Genomic DNA, 18,374 nt, shown 5'->3' with positions numbered 1-18,374 from the left:
CGCATCTTCGCGACAAGGTAGACGGGGCCTCGCACCGCAATCGTGAGAGGCCATGCCAGGCCTCGGCCTGTCGACGAGGACATCCACACCTGTCAACGCACCTGTGGAACAGATGTCATCAAACTGATACATTCGCACTCTAACCGCCTGTCGGGGTCGTCTTGCCGGAGGCGTCCATCCTCCACCAATCATGACAAGCGCGCCATGCCTTTCAAATTCATCCACCTCACCGACACGCATCTCGCAGGTCCCGGACAGAAGCTCTATGGCCTCGATCCGCGCGCCCGGCTGGATGCCGCGATCGCCGACATCAACCAGCATCACGCCGACGCTGCCTTCACCGTCGTGACCGGCGACCTCACTCATTGGGGCGAGCCTGAATCCTACGCCAATTTCGCAGGCGCGATGGCCGCGCTGAAGATGCCCTACATTGCGATGGTCGGTAATCACGACAAGCGAGTGGCCTGCCTCGACGGGCTCAGGTCCGCGCCGCGCGATCCCAACGGTTTTGTGCAGGGCACGCGCACCACCGAGCACGGCCTGTTCGTCTTCCTGGACACGCTGGACGAGACCAGCCACGCCGGCGAGATGTGCGCCAAGCGTTTTGGCTGGCTTGCGGACACGCTTGCCGCGGCGCCCGCCGAGATGCCGTTCGTCGTCTTCATGCATCATCCGCCCTTCCCGGTCGGCGTTCACGCGATGGACGAGATCGCGCTGAAGCAGAGCGCGGAGTTCGCCGAGGTGATCGCGCCTTATCGTTCGCGCATCCGCCACCTCTTTTTCGGCCATGTGCACCGGCCGATCTTCGGCAGCTACGGCAAGATCCCCTTCTCCACCCTGCGCGGAACCAACCACCAGGTCTGGTTCGAGCTCGATCCGAAGGCCACGGATCATCTGGCGAGCCACGAGCCGCCGGCCTATGGCGTCGTGCTGATCGACCAGGAGAACCTGGTCGTGCACAGCCACGACTTCCTCGACCAAAGTCTGCGCTTCCCCTTCGCCGCACCGGCGGGAATGGATGATCGCGACTATGCGCTCAACTTCGCGGCGCGGTGAGATGAGCCTCGCTGAACCCGCGGCTCTCCCGGTCGCGGCGTCAGCGCCGCCGCGACTGCACATTCTCAAGCGGTTCTCCGCCGGCTTCAAGGCTTCGCTGCCGGCCTATCTGCTGCTGCTGCCCTCGCTGGTCTTCCTCGCGCTGTTCACCTATGGCGCGATGGGACGCGTCTTCGTCGATGCGCTCTACGCGCGCGCCACGCCCAAGGCGCCGGTCCGCTTCGTCGGCCTCGACAACATCGCAGCCGTGCTCGCCGATCCCGCCTTTGCCGGCGCGGTCGTCAACAATCTCATCTACGCCGTCGGCACCGCGATCCCGAGCATCGGACTTGCGTTGCTGTTCGCGCTGGCGCTGGCGCGCACGAATGTCATCACCAGCGCACTGCGCGCGGCGCTGTTCTTGCCGGTGCTGATCCCGATGGTGGCGGCCTCCGCGCTGTTCCTGTTCATCTTCCTGCCCAATGTCGGGTTGCTCGACTACTATATCGGCCGCCTGCTTCCGGTGCTGCCGAACTGGCTCGGCGACCCCGACGTCGCACTCTATGCGATCATGGTCATCACCATCTGGAAGAACGCCGGCTACTACATGCTGTTCTTCCTGGCCGGGCTTCAGGCGGTGCCCGAGGACGTCATGGAGGCGGCTCATCTCGACGGCGCCTCGCCGTGGCAACGGCTGCGTCATATCATCCTGCCGGAGCTGCGCCCGACCTTCCTGTTCGTCACCGTGATCGCCACGCTCAATGCGGTCACGCAGGTCGACCACGTCTTCGTCATGACCCAGGGCGGGCCGTCGAACGCCACCAATCTGGTGCTGTTCTACGTCTACCAGCAGGCCGTGGAGCATTACGACATCGGCAAGGCCTCGGCGGCAACGTTGCTGACGCTCGCAGCACTGATGGCACTCACCGCGCTCTCCTTCCGCTCCATCGCGAAGCGGGAGGGCGGGCCATGAAGGTCACGAATCCCTTCAAGCGGCTGTTCGCGGACGCGCCGCTCGCCACCCGCGGCGAGATCACGCCAAAACTCGGCTTCGCCCTCGTGGTGCTGATCGCGGCTATCTGGCTGATCCCCTTCCTCTGGATGGGCGTCGCGACGCTGCGACCGCCATCTGACGGCATCAACCTCATGGCGGAGCTGATGCCGAGCTTCAAGCCTACGCTCGACAACATCAGGGATGCCTGGGAGATCGGCGATTTCCCGCGCTACTTCCTCAACACGACGATCATCTGCACCGGCATCCTGCTCGTGCAGTTCGTCACGGTCACGCTGGCGGGCTTTGCCTTTGCCCGGCTGTCGTTCGCCGGCAAGACGCTGATCTTCTATCTGTTCCTGATGCAGCTCATGCTGGTGCCGGTGCTGCTCATCGTGCCGAACCTGACGCTGGTCGCAACGCTCGGCCTCTACGACACGCTCACCGGCGTGATGATGCCGTTCTTCGCCTCGGCCTTCGGCACGTTCCTGATGCGCCAGGCTTTTGAGGCCATTCCGACCGAGCTCGAGGACGCCGCCCTGATCGACGGCGCCAGCGTCTTCCAGCGCATCCGCAACATCTATGTGCCGCTGTCGCTGCCGAGCTTCTCCGCCTTCGCCATCGTCTCGGTGACCAGTCATTGGAACGACTTCCTCTGGCCGCTGATGGTGATCAACTCCCCCGACAAGCGGCCGCTCACCGTCGGCCTGTCCGTCTTCACCAAGACGGCCGAAGGCACCCAGGCCTGGGGCACGATTGCCGCCGGCACGTTGATCGTGATCGCGCCGCTGCTCGTCACCTTCCTGATCTTCCAGAAGCGCTTCATCAGTTCCTTCGTCACGTCAGGCATCAAATAGGAGATTTTTGAGATGCTGTTTTCCCGCAGGCTCGTGCTCGGCCTCGCCATGGCCGGGGCTCTCGCCCTTCCCGCTCGCGCGGACGGTCCGACGGAGATCGATCTGTTCTTCCCGGTCCCCGTCGACGGCAAGCTCGCCCGCGACATGGGCACACTGATCAAGGAGTTCAACGAGACCCATCCCGACGTCAAGGCGACCGCGGTCTACACCGGTTCCTACGACGACACGCTGATCAAGACGCGCGCCGCGATCAAGGCCGGCAAGCCGCCCGCGGCCGTGATCATGTCGGCGAACTTTTTGCTCGACATGCAGATCGAGAACGAGCTCACCAACCTCGATCCGCTGATCGCGGCCGACGGCACCACCAAGGCACAGTTCCTCGGCCAGTTCTTTCCGGCGCTGCACGGCAATGCCGTGATCAACCGCTCGGTCTACGGCGTGCCGTTCCACAACTCCACGCCGCTGCTCTACATCAACGCCGAGCATGCCAAGGAAGCCGGGCTCGATCCGGACAAGCCGCCGCAGACTTTTGCCGAAGTGACCGACTGGGCCAAGAAGCTCACCAAGCGCGACGGCGACAAGGTCACTCGCTGGGGCATCGCCATCCCCTGCGCCTATGATTATTGCGGCTGGATGATGGAAACGCTCACCATGTCCAATGGCGGGCGCTACTACAACGAGGAGTTCGGCGGCGAGGTCTATTACGACACGCCCTCGATGCTCGGCGCGCTCACCTGGTGGAGCGATCTCGTCAGCAAGCACAAGGTGCATGCGCCGGGCGCCACGCCGGGTCCGGCCGTGAGCACCTCCTTCATCTCGGGCAACGCCTCGATGATGATGCTCTCCACCGGCTCGCTCACCTATGTGCGCGACAACGCCAAATTCCCGTACAAGGTCGCGTTCATCCCGCGCAATGTCCGCAACGCCGTACCGATCGGCGGCGCCTCGCTGATCATCCCGGCGGGCCTCGAGGCCGGCAAGCAGAAGGCCGCGTGGACGCTGATCAAGTGGATGACCTCGCCCGAGAAGAGCGGCTGGTGGAGCCGCGCCACCGGCTATTTCGCCCCGAACATGGCCGCCTACAAGACACCGGAGATGGTCGAGTTCCTCGGCAAGAACCCGGACGCCAAGACCGCGGTCGACCAGCTCGAGGTCGCAAAGCCGTGGTTTGCGACCTACAAGACCGTTCCGGTGCGCAAGACCCTCGAAGACGAGGTGATGCTGGTCCTGAACGGCAAGAAGCAGCCGAAGGACGCCCTCGTCGCCGCGCAGAAGGCCGCCGACGAGCTACTCAAGCCGTACAACGCCGAGACGGCGCTGAAGCTGCCGTAATGCAGCTTCGTAGGGTGGATTAGCCGAAGGCGTAATCCACCACCTCGGCTTCGTGTTGCACAAGCGTTGGTGGGTTACGCCCAGCGGACTGCGCTTCGCGCAGCCGCGGAGCAAACTCACCCTACGCACTGCCGGATCGTGCGCGCAGCGCCCGCCGCAGCACCGAACTCACGGGAAAGATGAGCTGGCCGATGAACGAGCCGGGGATGTTGAGCTTTGGCAGCCCGTAGCGGGCCGGCCGTCCTGCGGCAAAGATCGCCGTGCCGAACAGCACGTCCCAGAAGCTGAACAGCGCGCCAAAATTGCTGTCATAGTGGCTGCGCCGGTCCGAATGGTGGACGGCATGGAAGCGCGGCGACACAAAGATCCGGTTGAGCCGGCCGAAGCTGAGATCGAGGTCGGAGTGCTGAATGGCGTTGAGCAGGATGAAGCTCAGATAGAGCGGCAGCCACATCTCGGGCGGCAGGCCCAGCAGCACCGCCGGCAGCAGCGTGATCACGCCGTCGATGACATATTCGAGCAGATGGACGCGGAATGCCGTGAGGAAGTTCAGGTTTTCAGCGGAATGGTGGATGCTGTGGACCTCGCGCAAGCCCGGCACGACATGCAGCGCGCGGTGCTTCCAGTAGCGGCAGAAATCGACCGCCAGCAGGAAGAGCGCGAGCTGGATCGGCTCCGGCAGACGGCGCAGCAGGTCCATATAGAGGAACGGCGTGTGCTGCCGCAGCGCCTGATCGAGAAAGCTGACGACCGGCTGCTGGATCCAGGCGTAGACGCCGCCGATGATCAGGACGGTGTAGACGATGTCGGTGAGGAAGGACGCCTCAAGGTAGCGCGACAGGTGGCCCTCCAACTTCCACTCGATAGCGACGAGCACCAGGAACAGCACCATCAGCGCGGCAAAGCTCTGCCAGGCCAGCGACGTGCTGAGCTGCCCGACCACGCCTTGCCATGCCCAGAGAAGAATGCTCACCAATTGTCCTTCAGCATTTGCCTCAAGAATCCCCTGCAAGCCCTTGTATCAGATCGGGCAAGCGCCCGCTTGCCGCCCAAGGGCTGACGCCCAAGAACTGACCACGAGTTGCGGGCCTGACCGGATGCTATTTCCCAAAACTTCCATTGCCGCTTCTCGTAGATTCCTTTCCTATTATTGCGGCTCACATTGGCCGATATCGTGTTAATCGCAGCCTTGCCGCGCTCGAACCAGCTTCAATGGCAAAGTCACTAAGTGGTCACGCGGCAAGGTTGGAAATTCGTTCAGGCATAACAGAGCACCCAGTGAACGACATCCCCCATTCGGTCCTCGACACGCACGGTCTCCCGGGAAAGCAGGGATTCGAGTTCTGGCAGGAGCACGGGGGCGTGTACTTCGACCTGCGCGCGCACAAAGAATACGCGCAAAGCTTCGAAGTACGTGTGGATTGTTGGCATCTTGGCAACGTTCTGATGGCCGAGTTTCAGGTGCCTGCCCAGGATTACAGCCGCTCGCGCGCGCGTATCGGCCGCGATGGGACGGACGTGTACATGCTGGAGATCCTTCGCAAAGGTTCGAGCGGCTCGCGCGACAGCGGGGCGACGGCTCGCGCCGGTGACATCATGATTTACGACATGGCGCAGCCTTCAGCCAGCCGAGGGGGCGACAACGAGGCGCTCACCCTGTTCCTGCCGCGCAATCAGCTCGCGCCTCACCTCAAGGCGCCAGACGAGCATTGTCTGCACCTGCTGCCATCAAGCGACCCGCTCGCCGGCCTGCTCCGGGATCACCTCCTCAGCCTTCGCGCGCATCTGACCGAAATGCCGCTGGATCAAGCTCAAGCCGTCATGCCCGCCACCGTGCAACTGACCGCGGCTGCATTGAACGGCACCGTTCGCGAACAACAGGCTGGCAGCGTACGCATGGCCATGACCGATCGGATCCGCACGTACATCAACGCGCACATCCTCGATCCGAACCTCAATCCGGAAACCATCGCCGGCCGATTTGGAATGACCCGGCGCAATCTCGGATATCTCTTCGAATCCTACGGCGGCGTTGCCGCCTATGTCCGACGAAAACGCCTGTCCTTGATCCACACGGCTCTAACCGATCCGGCACGCAACCGACAGTCGATCGAGACGATCGCCGAAGCGCATGGATTTGGTCACTATCGCAGCTTTGCACTCGCCTTTCTGCGGCAGTTCGGTCTCACACCACGCGAGGTGCGTGCATTGGCGCACGAGGGCCACATCATGCCCTCGGTGTCCGACGGCAGGCTGGCGGATTGGGCGCACTGGATCGGGGGCTTGAAGTGAGTTGGCGACCGAACCGCTGCCGCCCGAACCTCGCTCGATTGGAAAGATACCAACTGATCGCGGCAGGTGGGAAATCAGTTCAGGCATGACAGAGCACTTGGACGGCGGCATACCCCATTCAGTCCTCGACACCCGCGGTCTCCCCGGAAAACAGGCGTTCACCCTCTGGCGGGAGCATGCAGGCCTCTTCTACGACGTGCGCGCGCCGAAAGACTATCCGCAGACCTTCGACGTGCGAGCGGACGTTTGGCATGTCGGCAATGTTCTGATCGGCGATTTTCGGGTGCCCGCCCAGGATTGGAGTCGTTCCCGCGCATGTATCGGACGCGATGGAGTGGATCTGTTCATGGTGCAGATCCTACGCAAGGGCTGGAGCGGCCCGCGGGACGGAGGCGCGGCGGTTCATGCCAACGACATCCTGGTTTATGACATGTCCCAACCGACGGACAGACGTGGCGGCGACAATCAGGCGCTCACGCTGTTCTTGCCGCGAAATCTGCTCGGCCCGCATCTCGCGGCACCGGACGAGCACAACCTGCATCTGCTGCCGTCGAGCGATCCGCTTGCCGCGCTCCTCCGGGATCACCTCATTGGCCTTCAAGCGCGTCTGCCCAAGATGTCGCTCGACCAGGCTCAAGCGATCATACACGCCACCGTGCAACTGACCACAGCAGCGCTCAATGGCAAGGTTCAGGACGAACAGGCTGGGCCCGTGCGCATAGCCATGACCGAGCGGATCTGTTCGTACATCAATGCCAATATCCGTGATCCGGACCTGGATCCGGAAACCATTGCCGGTCGCTTTGGGATGACACGGCGCAATCTCGCTTATCTCTTCGAGTCCCATGGCGGTGTTGCCGCCTACATACGACGAAGGCGGCTGTCTCTGATCCGCTCAGCCTTGGTCCACCCGGCACACAGGGAGCAGTCGATCGAGACGATCGCTGAAGCGCATGGATTTGGCCATTATCGCAGCTTTGCGCTCGCCTTTCAGCGGCAGTTTGGTCTCACACCGCGCGAGTTGCGCGCGCACGGGCTGGAAGGCAACGCCTTGTCGTCGGCATCCGACGATAACCTCGCAGAGTGGGCGCACTGGATCAGGCGCATGACGTGAGCGGGCGCTCGAACTTTGCAACTGAGCAACGAAGCATGACGCTTGAGGCGACATAAACCGACGTGATCATGTTTGCAGCACCATACGTTGAATAACTGATTTCTGCGGCGGTCATGCCGCGCATGATTCTCCGCCGACGTTCGGTGAATGGGCCCGCTCTCTTTTTCCCGCGATTTCCTGTTTCACTTCCTGTCATTTCCGATTTTCGCGACAGCTCGTCGCTCGATCTGTTCTTTCTGCGCTGCCTCCGCCAAAACCATGAGACCGGCATTGGAATCGGATCGGGGCGAGCCGGCCATCTCGCCATTTTTTATGATCTGAAGCTTTCATCGGCAACGACGTAGCCAGCCCCGCGTCGGCGCCTGGAACGATCTCTGCGGCTTCCATCACCCTGGGTGCGGTGCCGCAGAGATCGATTTCAATCAATTCCTCGGGCCTTTCCGGCACGACCAGCGTCACGGGCGGCACGCTGCTGGTCGTCAACCTCGGACAAGAGCCTTGCGGAGTGGGCGCACTGGATCAGGCGCATGACGTGACGGGCTGGGGAACCTCGCCGCGGCCCGACGAAGGGTGATGCCTGAAGCGCCACGAAGTCGTGCTGGAGCGCCACGCGCGGAGGAGCCGATATTCGCAGGAAATGCGGACGTGATTCTTCTCTCTCCTCTTCGGTGAGAAATCAGGCGCTCTCTTCTTCCTCCAATTTCCTGTTTCACTTCCCGTCATTTCCGATTTCGCGGCAAGTCGTTACGCGACCTGTCCTTTCCGCGCAGTCTCCGCCAAACAAGGATGAGACAGGCTGCGGGCTCGCGCGAGCGCAATCCGCACCGCCTCCAATGATGAGAGAGCCTTTTGGAAGGGGCGTGATGAAATTTTCGGACGCAGACCGGCGCAACCAACGTCGACGCACATCTCTTCCCGCGGCTCGATATTTTGTAGCCGCCCTCCTGGGAACAACCACATTGGTGGATGCTTCGCGCGCACGCGCCGACGACAACTGGACCGGAGCTGTCAATGCCAGTTGGTTCAACCTCTTCAACTGGAGCTTGGGTTCGGTGCCAACGTCATCGGATCCGGTGATCATCGATGCCGGTTCGTCGAAGCCTGCACAGATCACCAGCGTAGGCGCATTTTCGGCAGACATCGACATTGGCGCCACAAGTGCCGGAGGCCAGTTGCAGATCAGCGGCAGCTCTGCTGTATTGAGCTCTTCGGGCGATGGATGGATCGGCACGACGATCGGCTCCACCGGAACCGTCAACGTTTCCGGGCTTTGGACCCTGGACAATCTCAGTATCGGCGGCCAAGGGACCGGTTATCTGTCTGTCACGAATGGGGGGGCAGTCGGTTCCCTAAGCGGCACAATCGGTCGACAGGCTGGAAGCGTTGGCACCGTCGTCGTCGATACAGGCAGCACCTGGGCCAATAGCGGCAATCTCGAGGTCGGTTACGGCGGCAACGGCAGCTTGATCATTGGTGGGCACTCCACCGTCACAAGCGCCAACGGGATTCTTGGCTCTAGCGCCGGAGCTAGCGGTACAGTGACCGTCGACACCACCGGACATTGGACCAACGGCTTGAGTCTCTACGTCGGATATTCAGGCCAGGGGTCGCTGGTCATCCAATCCGGAGGCGTTGTCACCGCGACGAACGCCATTCTCGTCGGCGACCAAAATGGCAGCAACGGCGCCGTTAGCGTAGATGGCGCTGGATCGTTTCTGGGGAGCAATGTCGTCAGGATTGGCGTAGCGGGCGCAGGAAATCTTTCGCTTCTCAATGGCGCTCACGTTCAAAGCTTGACGGGATACGTCGGAGATGGCTCCGGCTCTTCGGGTGTTATTCAGATCAGCGACGCTGGTTCGACATGGGTCAACACCGGTACCTTGAATATCGGCTACTTCGGTCAAGGCGCCGTCAGGGTGCTCAGCGGAGGCGCCTTGACCAGCGACTCGATTGCCATCGGTGTTCAGGCGGGTAATTCAGCTCCCAACAGCCTTCTTGTCGGCGGATCCGGATCGAGCGCCCAGATCAATAATGGTCTCATTGTCGGCGATGGCGGCAATGGCATCATGGTCATCTACGGCAGCGGCGCGAGCGTTACAGTCGGCTCATCCTTCGGAACGGTCGTCGGCTCCCTGGCCGGCTCCACCGGGACGGTAGCCCTCGCCGCGGGGTCCACGTTGGCCACTCAAAGCTTGATCGTCGGCGCGAGCGGCTCTGGCCTTCTTGCAGTCTCGTCGGGCAGCACGGTCACAGTCAACGGTGGTTCGGGCAACATCACCCTGGCCCGGGACTCCGGCTCTTCCGGTACGTTCGTCGTCGGCAACACCGCGGGTCTCCCCGGGCTGGCGCCCGGGACGATCAATGCGGCGTCGATCACCATGGGAGCTGGGACCGCGGAGATCGACCTCAACCACACGAGCACGAACTACGTCTTCAGCCCCGCGATCAGCGGCAGCGGTGTCATCCAGCAAGCCGGCGGCGTGACCAACCTGACGGGCAATTCGTCCGGCTTCACCGGAACGACCAACGTGACGGGCGGCACGCTGCTGGTGAACGGAACGCTGGGCGGCACGATGACGGTCAACGGCGGTACGCTGGGCGGTGCCGGCACCGTCGGAGATACGACGGTCACCAGCGGCACGCTGGCGCCGGGCAATTCGATCGGCACGCTGACCGTGCAGGGCAATCTCACGCTCACGGCGGCCGCGACTTATCTCGTCCAGGTCTCGCCCACGAGTGCAAGTCGCACCGATGTCACAGGCACCGCGACTCTCGGTGGCGCCACCGTGAATGCGGTTTTCGGGCAAGGCTCCTACGTCACGAAGCAGTACACCATCGTCCACGCCACGAACGGCGTCAGCGGCAGCTTCGCGACATTGGTCAATACGAACCTGCCGTCAGGCTTTTCCAGCAGCCTCGGCTATGACGCGACCAACGCCTATCTCGATCTGACCCTGAACTTCGCGCTGCCCTCCTCGTCGGGACTGAACGTCAACCAGCAGAACGTCGCGAGCGCAATCACCAACTTCTTCAACGCGGGCGGCAGCGTGCCGGTCGCATTCGGTGCGTTGACGCCGGCCGGACTGACGCAACTGTCCGGCGAGGTCGCCACAGGCTCTCAGCAAAGCACATTCAATGCGATGGGCTTGTTCCTCGGCCTGCTGACCGATCCGGTCACGCGCGGTGGCGGCACCACGGTCACGCCAGGACCCACCGGATTTGCCGAAGAGACAGGCGAAGCGGCAAAGCGGCGGACCACCGATGCCTTTACCATGGCCCTGAATCCGACTTCGCGCGCCCTGTTCGAGCAGCGCTGGAGCACCTGGGCCTCGGCGTTCGGCGGTGTGCAGTCGACGGACGGCCGAGCCGGCATAGGCTCCAACGACAGCACCAGCCGGATCTTCGGCGGCGCGGTCGGCGCTGATTATCTGTTCTCGCCGAATACCCTCGCCGGCTTCGCGCTCGCCGGCGGCGGAACGAACTTTGCCGTGACCGGCTCGGGCAATGGTCGCTCGGATCTATTCCAGGCCGGCGCCTATCTGCGTCACAACAACGGACCGGCCTACGTCTCCGCAGCGCTCGCCTATGGCTGGCAGGACGTCACCACCGATCGCACCGTGACCATCGCAGGCGTGGACCGCCTGCACGCCAACTTCAAAGCCAATGCCTATTCGGGGCGCATTGAAGGTGGCTATCGCGTGATCGCCCCATGGACGGATGGCATCGGTATCACGCCCTATGCAGCGGCTCAGGTCACGATGTTCGACCTGCCCGGCTATGCCGAAACTGTCCTGGCCGGAACCGGCACCTCCGCCCTCACCTATTCGGCGAAGAGCGTCACGGATGCCCGTGCCGAGCTTGGCGTGCGCACGGACAAGTCGTTTGTCGCCCAGGACGGTGTCCTCACATTGCGCGGCCGCTTCGCCTGGGCGCACGACTTCAATCCGGACCGCTCTGTGGCGGCAACATTCCAGGCCCTTCCCGGTGCAAGCTTCGTCGTGAACGGGGCGGCACAGGCCGCAGACGCGGCGCTGGTCACGGCATCGGCTGAGAAGAAGTGGCTGAATGGTTGGTCGGCCGCCGCAACTTTCGAGGGCGAGTTTTCCGAGGTGACCCGGTCCTATGCCGGCAAGGGAGTCGTCCGGTACCAGTGGTGACTCGCGTGCCACCCGGGCGATTCCGCCCGAATGCAAGGCTCGAACAGACACGGCAGCGAGGATTTCCTGCCCAAATCGAGGTCCAAGAGAGATCTGCCACCGGATCACGTCTAGACCAGACGACAGGAAGGGGGTTAGAGAGCGGAAATCGCCGGCAGTTTTGAACCGCTTTTAGCCCGATCGGCACAACATATCGATGCCCGACAGTCCTTCCCGTCGAACGAATTCCTCGGCTCCATACCTGACTTCTCAGGCTTCGGCCTCACCATTCGCTCCCGTGCATGTGACCACGGACGCATTCCCGGTCGAAAAGCGGCTGGCAATGTGGCGCGAGGTTTACGGCCATACCGTCGCCCGTTTTGAGATCGAACCGCTCAATGACGCGCCGTTTCATGCAGACGTGACGCTTCGCCGACTGCCGGGTCTTGGCGTCGCTTGTGGTTCACGATCCGATGCGAGTTACCGGATGACTCGCAAAATCGCCGCCGGAGCACCCGACAATTTCTTGTTCTCCATCGTGACAGGAGGGGTTGGCACAATTGCGCAGTTCGGACGCGAGGTCACTATTGCTGCTGGTAGCGCGGTTCTGGTCTCCGGCATTGACCCGAGCGTTTGCACGATCCGGAATGGCGGCCAATTCCTGACGCTTGCAGTGTCGCGCGAGCGTATAAGGCCCCATATTGCCGATCTCGACGCTGCACTTGCCCGACCCTTGATAGAGCCCACCGACGCAATACAACTATTGTCCGGCTATTTGGCCGTGCTGCAGGACGCGTCGGCCTTGTCGACCGAACAGTTGGCGCAGAGCGTCGCCACGCACTTGACCGATCTTGTCATCGTCGCTGCGGGAGGGACGCCCGACGCTGTTGCTCTTGCTCGCGAGCGCGGCGTTCGTGCCGCAAGGCTGCACGCGATCAAAGCAGACATCGCCCGCAATCTCGTGCAACGCGATCTTTCGGCGGAGCTTGTCGCGGCGCGCCAAGGGATTTCGCCTCGCTACGTACGCAGCCTGCTTGAAACCGATGGCTCGAGTTTTTCCGAATTCGTGCTCGCACAGCGGCTGGCACTAGCACACCAATTGCTGACAGATCGACGCCATTTTGATCGTCCGGTGGGCGAAATCGCGTTCGAGGCCGGCTTCAGCGACCAATCTTACTTTAATCGCTGCTTCCGCCGGCGCTACGCCGCGACACCGTCGGACATCCGCAAAGACGCGAAAAGACGGCGCGGCGAATAGTCCGACGGCTTCAGTTTGTTGGAAGGCGCAGCTTCTGCGCCGAACCGGCAGCCCGGGTCAGCGTAGAAGGCGTCGAAACGAAAATCTCCGCTGGACGAAAATCTCCGCTGGGCATTTTCGTGTGACCCTATTGCAACAGTTGCCACGCACACGACGTCCGCTTGCTTGCCGTGGAACATCAGTTCCGGCCAGTCAAAGCGCTTGCTGAGGCGGGCCGCTATCAATTTGCGGCAGGTAAACGGTTTTGGGAGATCGACTCGATATGAGGCATGGATGGTTTGACGCCGCAGCAGCGGTCGTACTCTTCAGCGTCCCAGCGGTGGCCGCCGATTTCATTTGTCGTCATTTCCGATTTCGTGAGAACTCATTTCTCCTTCCGCCAAACAGACATGAAGCAGGCTTCGACCGCGCCTGCAGGAATTGAGTGACGGAAGTGCAGATGACCTCAAGATGCGCGCGACAGCCGGCCCATCCTTCCTCTCCCTTCATTGCCAGATCGCACGATCCGCTGCGGATGAGGGGCTCGCTCGCGTGTTTGCTTCGACTGCTGCTGGCATCGACGGCGCTGCCCGCCGTCCTCTCCATTCAACCCGCGATGGGTGCAAATCCGATCTGGACGGGTGCGGCCTCGTCCGACTGGTTCACCGCCGGCAACTGGAATCCGGCAGCGGTGCCAAACGCCACCGACACGGTGACCGTCGACCAGACCTCGCCCAACCCGGCTGTCATCAGCGGAGGCGCAGCGCACGCATTGTCGACCTTCATCGGTGCCGCAGGCACTGGTCAGCTCATGATCAGCAATGGCGGCACCTTGACCGACACCACTGCGGCGCTCGGTTTTCAGGCCGGCAGCACGGGCAGCGTGACGGTCACCGGCGCCGGCTCGACATGGACGAACACCGGCGATCTCTCGATCGGCCGCGCCGGCAGCGGCACGCTTCAGGTTCTCTCGGGCGGCAGCGTCAGCGCCGTCAATGCCTATCTCGGCGATCTCACGAGCAGCGCAAACGGCAGCCTGACGGTCAGTGGCTCCGGCTCCTCATTCACGACGTCGGGCGGACTGCTTGTCGGAACCTCAGGCACGGGCAGCCTGACCATTTCCAATGGCGGCCAGGTCACCAACAACGCCGGCGCAATTGTCGGTGGCATCGGAATCGGAACGGCCAGCGTCGATGGCACCGGCTCAAGTTGGAACGTGCCGGGCGCCTTGATCATCGGCGGACAGGCGCAGGGCAGCGTTTCGATCACCAATGGCGCCACCATGACGGCCGGCGTCACCATTCTCGGCTTTCACTCCGGCGGTTTCGGCTCGCTGAGCGTCAGCGGCGCGGGATCGTCCCTGCTGACGGGCGCACTTACTCTCGGCGCTAGTGGCAGCGGCGGCCTCAATTATCTAACAATCGCAAACGGCGGTTCGGTGACGGTGACCTCCAATGTCGTCAACGTTGGGACTGGCACCACCCTCGGAGAAATCGACATCGGAGCTGGCTCAGGGCAGACAGCGGTGGCGCCGGGCATCCTGAATGCTTCCCTGGTCCAGTTCGCGCCGTCGGTGACCCTAAGCGGCGCGATCCGGTTCAATCACACGTCGTCAAACTACGCCTTTGGCCCCCAGCTGGCGGGCAACGGCGAGATCATCCAGGACGCCGGCGTTACACGGTTGACCGCGGACAGCAGCGGTTTCACGGGCAACGTTTTCATCAATGGCGGCACGCTGGCGGTGACCGGTTCGCTCACCAACGCCACGGGCTTCGTGGTGCAGACCGGAGGCACGCTGGCGGGCGACGGCACGGTCGGCGGCACCATCCACATGTTTGACGGCATCCTTGCGCCCGGCTTCAATGGCACCGGCACGCTGAACGTCCAGGGCAGCCTCGTCATGAGCAGTGCCTCGACCTATCTCGTGCAAGTTTCAGGGTCGAGCGCGACCAGCACGGCAGTGACAGGCACCGCGCAAATCGCCGGCACCGTTTCGGTGCAACTGCTGAGCCGCGTGTCGTCGACGACGACCTATACCATCATGACCGGCGCAGGCGGCGTGACCGGCACGTTCGACACGGTCCTGCTCAGCGGCACCGGCCTCGCGCGCAATCCGCACCTGACCTACAACGGCACCAGCGTGCTGCTCACGCTCGATCCCGGCCTGTTGTCGCCGTCGCTCTCGGGCGCGACCATCAACCAGCGCAACGTCGCAGCCGGTATCGACAATGCCCTGACGGCCGGAGCGAACCCGCCGGCGGCTTTCAACGCCCTGCTCGGCGCAAGCGGCGCCAGTCTCAACAACGCGCTCACGCAGGCGTCCGGCGAGCATGCAACCGGCATCCAGCAGGTCTCCTTCGATGCGATGGACAATTTCGTGGCGACGCTGCTCGATCCGTTCGGCCATCTCGGCAATGCCGGACCCGGCGGCGGCGTCCTGTCGTATGCCGATGCAGGCATGACGGGACGTCAAGGCACAGCGCGCGATGCGTTTGCCTCCATTGAGCGCAAGGCCCCGCTCGGCGCGGCGGGTGCCGCTGCACGGTGGAATGTGTGGGCGGCCGGCTATGGCGGTGCGCAGAATGCGGACGGCAACGCCGTCGTCGGCTCGCACGCGACGAACAGCCATGCCGTTGGGGTCGCCGCAGGGGCGGACTATCGTATTGGGCCGGACACGGTCGTCGGCTTCGCGCTCGGCGGCGGGGGCACCGGCTTCAACCTCGACAGCGGCCTCGGCGGCGGCCGCTCCGAACTGTTCCAGGCCGGCGCTTTCGCGCGCCACAACTTTGGCCAGAGCTATATCGCCGGTGCGCTGGCCTATGGCTGGCAGGACGTCACCACCGACCGTACGGTGACCATTGGCGGCGTCGACCGGCTCCAGGGCCGCTTCACCGCCAACGCACTGTCGGCCCGCATCGAAGCCGGCCATCGCTACGAACTGTCCTGGGCCGCGCTGACGCCCTATGTCGCAGGACAAGCGACCACACTGTTCCTGCCCGGCTTCAGCGAACAGGCGATCAGCGGCGCGAATACGTTCGCGCTCGCCTATGGCGGCAAGGACGTCACGGACTCGCGCAGCGAGCTCGGCCTGCGTGCGGATCGATCCTACGTCTCTGGCGATGCCGTAGTGACCCTTCGCGGGCGCGGCGCCTGGGCGCACAATTTCGACGTCGCGCGCACCGCATTCGCGACCTTCCAGACGCTGCCGCAGTCCGGCTTCGTCGTGAACGGTGCAAGCCAGGCACCTGATGCCGCCCTGCTCACGGGTGCTGCCGAAGTCGCCTGGCGCAACGGCTTCGCGCTCGGTGGCAGCGTCGATTCCGAGATCTCCTCCACCCGGCGCACCGTCGTCGGCAAGGCGGTCGCCCGGTACACTTGGTGAAGGACCTGGGGCCAGCCCATGACGCAACGGATCAGGCCCACCGCGGCGCCGGTAACCACCGGCCCCATTCTCGGTGGAGAGGCAGGAATCTTTTTCCCGCGTTTTCCTGTTTCGCTTCCTGATTTTTCCGATTGGGCGACAGCTGGTCGTTTTGCCTGTTCATCGGCGCCGCTTCGGCAAGACCATACGAGGGGCATCTGAATCGGATCGGCATGATCCGCCGCGACCGCGGCGGAGCCTGCAAAACAGATTGGGGTTGGGGATTTGAAATGAAAAAGCTTGTGTTCGCTCTGGGCGCGGTCACGGCAATGACCGGAGCAGTCTCGGCGGCCGACCTCACCGCCCGGCCCTATGTGAAAGCGCCGGCGCCAATCGCCGCGCCGAGCTGGACTGGCTTCTACGTGTTCGGCGGTGGCGGTGGTGGCCTATGGAACGCCGACAGCGAACTCTACAGCACCGGCTCCGGATTCTTTGGCCCGATCGCCGGTCCTGCCGGCACGCCAAGAGACCGCGATCGCCGCCTCGGCGGCAGCGGATGGTTCGGCACCGTTGGCGCCGGCTACGACTGGCAGTTCAGCAACTGGGTGGCCGGTGTCTTCGCTGACGGACAGTTTGGAGACATCCGCGGATCATTGAACGATACCTTCTGGGGCAATAACGGTAGCGAGAAGCTTCGCACGAGCTACGCGGCCGGTGCGCGGCTGGGTTATCTGGTTGCGCCGAACGTTCTGTCCTACGTCAACGCGGGCTACACAGGCTCCGAGTGGTCAGGGACGACCCAGATCGGGCTGCAGCCGGGAAGCGCGGCGTTCGACACCACGCCCTCATTTCATCGTGACGGCTGGTTCGTCGGCGGCGGTGTCGAGAACAACCTGAGCATCTTCGGCATCACGGCACCTGGCTGGTTCATGAAGTCCGAATATCGATCGGCATATTATGATCGCGTCGCGCTGCCAGAGACCCTCACGCCAGCGTTCGGGACTGGCTTGACCGGCATCGGCATGACCTTCAAGCCCTGGGTGCAGACAGTCAGCACATCGCTGGTCTACCGCTTCAACGACAAAGGCGTGGCGGCTGTCGATGTTGCCCCGCGCATCTACAGCAAAGCTCCTTCCGCTGTTGGTGGCCCGAACTGGACGGGCTTCTATGCCTTTGGCGGCGGCGGCGGGGGGCTCTGGGCTGCTGACAGCACCGTCCTCAGCACGGTGCCGGGTTTCTTCGGCGCAGGCCCGGCCGGCTCCTTGATTGAGGGCAATTCGCGCTTTGGCGGAAGCGGCTGGTTCGCCACCGTTGGCGCCGGTTATGACTGGCAAGTCGCCGGCAAATGGGTCGCAGGTCTGTTTGGCGACGGACAATTCGGCGACATCCGCGGCTCGCTGATCGATACCTTCTGGGGCACCGAAGGCACCGAGAAGCTTCGCACCAGCTACGCTGCCGGCGCACGGCTGGGTTACCTCGTTGCGCCCAACGTTCTGTCCTACGTCAATGCGGGCTATTCCGGCTCCGAGTGGTCTGGAGCCAATCTGTCGATCCTCGGCGTTGTTGTCGGAAACACATCGTACTCGACAAATCCTTCATTCCGTCGCGACGGCTGGTTCGTCGGTGGCGGCGTCGAGAACAGCCTGAGCCTCTTCGGCCTTGCGACGCCTGGCTGGTTCATGAAGACCGAATATCGCGCGGCCTACTATGATCGTATCACTCTGCCTCAAACGTGTACGGCCGAGGGTGCTGCGTCGATCTTCGGGTGCGGAACGGGTGCAGGCACATCAACTGGCACCGCAGTCACCTTCAAGCCGTGGGTGCAGACCATCAGCACGTCGATCGTCTACCGCTTCAACTCGGATGGCGCGGTTGTCGCGAAGTACTGATCCGATCTGAGCCTCGAACATCCAAAGCCCCGGCATCGTCCGGGGCTTTTTCGTTTGGGAGTCAGCGCTGTGCGCTCGACCTGAACTACCGTTCCGGCGAGAAACTTTGGTGGCGCAATACCGAAACCGC

At 63.1% G+C, this 18,374-nt stretch carries 13 protein-coding genes; 10 read left to right on the top strand and 3 right to left on the bottom strand.

The genetic code is table 11. The features are described from left to right. Positions 1 to 204 precede the first annotated feature (204 nt). Genes KUF59_RS21020 through KUF59_RS21005 form a run of 4 tightly spaced genes read left to right on the top strand, consistent with a single transcriptional unit; the run spans position 205 to position 4,215 of the window. A complete protein-coding gene (locus tag KUF59_RS21020; protein ID WP_212459460.1) occupies positions 205 to 1,056 on the top strand; it encodes a phosphodiesterase in 852 nt (283 codons plus the stop codon). A gap of 1 nt (position 1,057) precedes the next feature. Continuing rightward, a complete protein-coding gene (locus KUF59_RS21015; protein WP_212459459.1) occupies positions 1,058 to 2,008 on the top strand; it encodes a carbohydrate ABC transporter permease in 951 nt (316 codons plus the stop codon). Further along, positions 2,005 to 2,883, top strand: a complete 879-nt coding sequence (locus tag KUF59_RS21010) for a carbohydrate ABC transporter permease (RefSeq protein WP_212459458.1) — start codon at positions 2,005 to 2,007, stop codon at positions 2,881 to 2,883. The genes KUF59_RS21015 and KUF59_RS21010 overlap by 4 nt, the downstream gene beginning before the upstream one ends. Positions 2,884 to 2,895: 12 nt before the next feature. Then, positions 2,896 to 4,215 (top strand): ABC transporter substrate-binding protein, encoded by a 1,320-nt coding sequence (locus KUF59_RS21005; RefSeq protein WP_212459457.1) that lies wholly within the window; start codon positions 2,896 to 2,898, stop codon positions 4,213 to 4,215. Between the two features lie 121 nt (positions 4,216 to 4,336). Here the strand turns inward: KUF59_RS21005 and KUF59_RS21000 are convergent, their stop codons facing one another. After that, positions 4,337 to 5,188, bottom strand: coding sequence for a sterol desaturase family protein (locus KUF59_RS21000; RefSeq protein ID WP_212459456.1), 852 nt, complete (start codon positions 5,186 to 5,188; stop codon positions 4,337 to 4,339). 305 nt (positions 5,189 to 5,493) lie between these two features. Here KUF59_RS21000 and KUF59_RS20995 point away from each other — a divergent pair, with 305 nt between their 5' ends. Then, the gene (locus KUF59_RS20995) at positions 5,494 to 6,507 is read left to right on the top strand and encodes a helix-turn-helix domain-containing protein (RefSeq protein WP_212459455.1); all 1,014 of its coding nucleotides are present in this window, start codon (positions 5,494 to 5,496) and stop codon (positions 6,505 to 6,507) included. A gap of 85 nt (positions 6,508 to 6,592) precedes the next feature. Then, positions 6,593 to 7,621, top strand: a complete 1,029-nt coding sequence (locus KUF59_RS20990) for a helix-turn-helix domain-containing protein (RefSeq protein WP_212459454.1) — start codon at positions 6,593 to 6,595, stop codon at positions 7,619 to 7,621. A gap of 192 nt (positions 7,622 to 7,813) precedes the next feature. On the opposite strand, the gene KUF59_RS20985 is transcribed toward KUF59_RS20990, so the two are convergent. After that, a complete protein-coding gene (locus tag KUF59_RS20985) occupies positions 7,814 to 8,080 on the bottom strand; it encodes a hypothetical protein (protein ID WP_258769915.1) in 267 nt (88 codons plus the stop codon). 404 nt (positions 8,081 to 8,484) lie between these two features. Between KUF59_RS20985 and KUF59_RS20980 the strand changes: the two genes are divergently transcribed. Next, complete coding sequence (locus tag KUF59_RS20980; protein WP_212459453.1) at positions 8,485 to 11,778, top strand: autotransporter outer membrane beta-barrel domain-containing protein; 3,294 nt, start codon at positions 8,485 to 8,487, stop codon at positions 11,776 to 11,778. 322 nt (positions 11,779 to 12,100) lie between these two features. Further along, the gene (locus tag KUF59_RS20975; protein ID WP_212459452.1) at positions 12,101 to 13,015 is read left to right on the top strand and encodes an AraC family transcriptional regulator; all 915 of its coding nucleotides are present in this window, start codon (positions 12,101 to 12,103) and stop codon (positions 13,013 to 13,015) included. A 220-nt stretch (positions 13,016 to 13,235) separates the two neighbouring features. Here the strand turns inward: KUF59_RS20975 and KUF59_RS20970 are convergent, their stop codons facing one another. After that, positions 13,236 to 13,361, bottom strand: coding sequence for a hypothetical protein (locus KUF59_RS20970; protein ID WP_258769914.1), 126 nt, complete (start codon positions 13,359 to 13,361; stop codon positions 13,236 to 13,238). Positions 13,362 to 13,529: 168 nt separating this feature from the next. Between KUF59_RS20970 and KUF59_RS20965 the strand changes: the two genes are divergently transcribed. Together KUF59_RS20965 and KUF59_RS20960 are read left to right on the top strand one after the other, a co-directional pair. Next, the gene (locus KUF59_RS20965; protein WP_212459451.1) at positions 13,530 to 16,376 is read left to right on the top strand and encodes an autotransporter outer membrane beta-barrel domain-containing protein; all 2,847 of its coding nucleotides are present in this window, start codon (positions 13,530 to 13,532) and stop codon (positions 16,374 to 16,376) included. 269 nt (positions 16,377 to 16,645) lie between these two features. Then, the gene (locus KUF59_RS20960) at positions 16,646 to 18,244 is read left to right on the top strand and encodes an outer membrane protein (RefSeq protein ID WP_212459637.1); all 1,599 of its coding nucleotides are present in this window, start codon (positions 16,646 to 16,648) and stop codon (positions 18,242 to 18,244) included. The last annotated feature ends 130 nt before the right edge of the window (positions 18,245 to 18,374 follow it).

The organism is Bradyrhizobium arachidis, assembly GCF_024758505.1.
GTDB classification, from domain to species: Bacteria; Pseudomonadota; Alphaproteobacteria; order Rhizobiales; family Xanthobacteraceae; genus Bradyrhizobium; species Bradyrhizobium manausense_C.
Note: the sequence above shows the minus strand (reverse complement) of the source record. Positions and strands in the feature narration are given on the sequence as shown.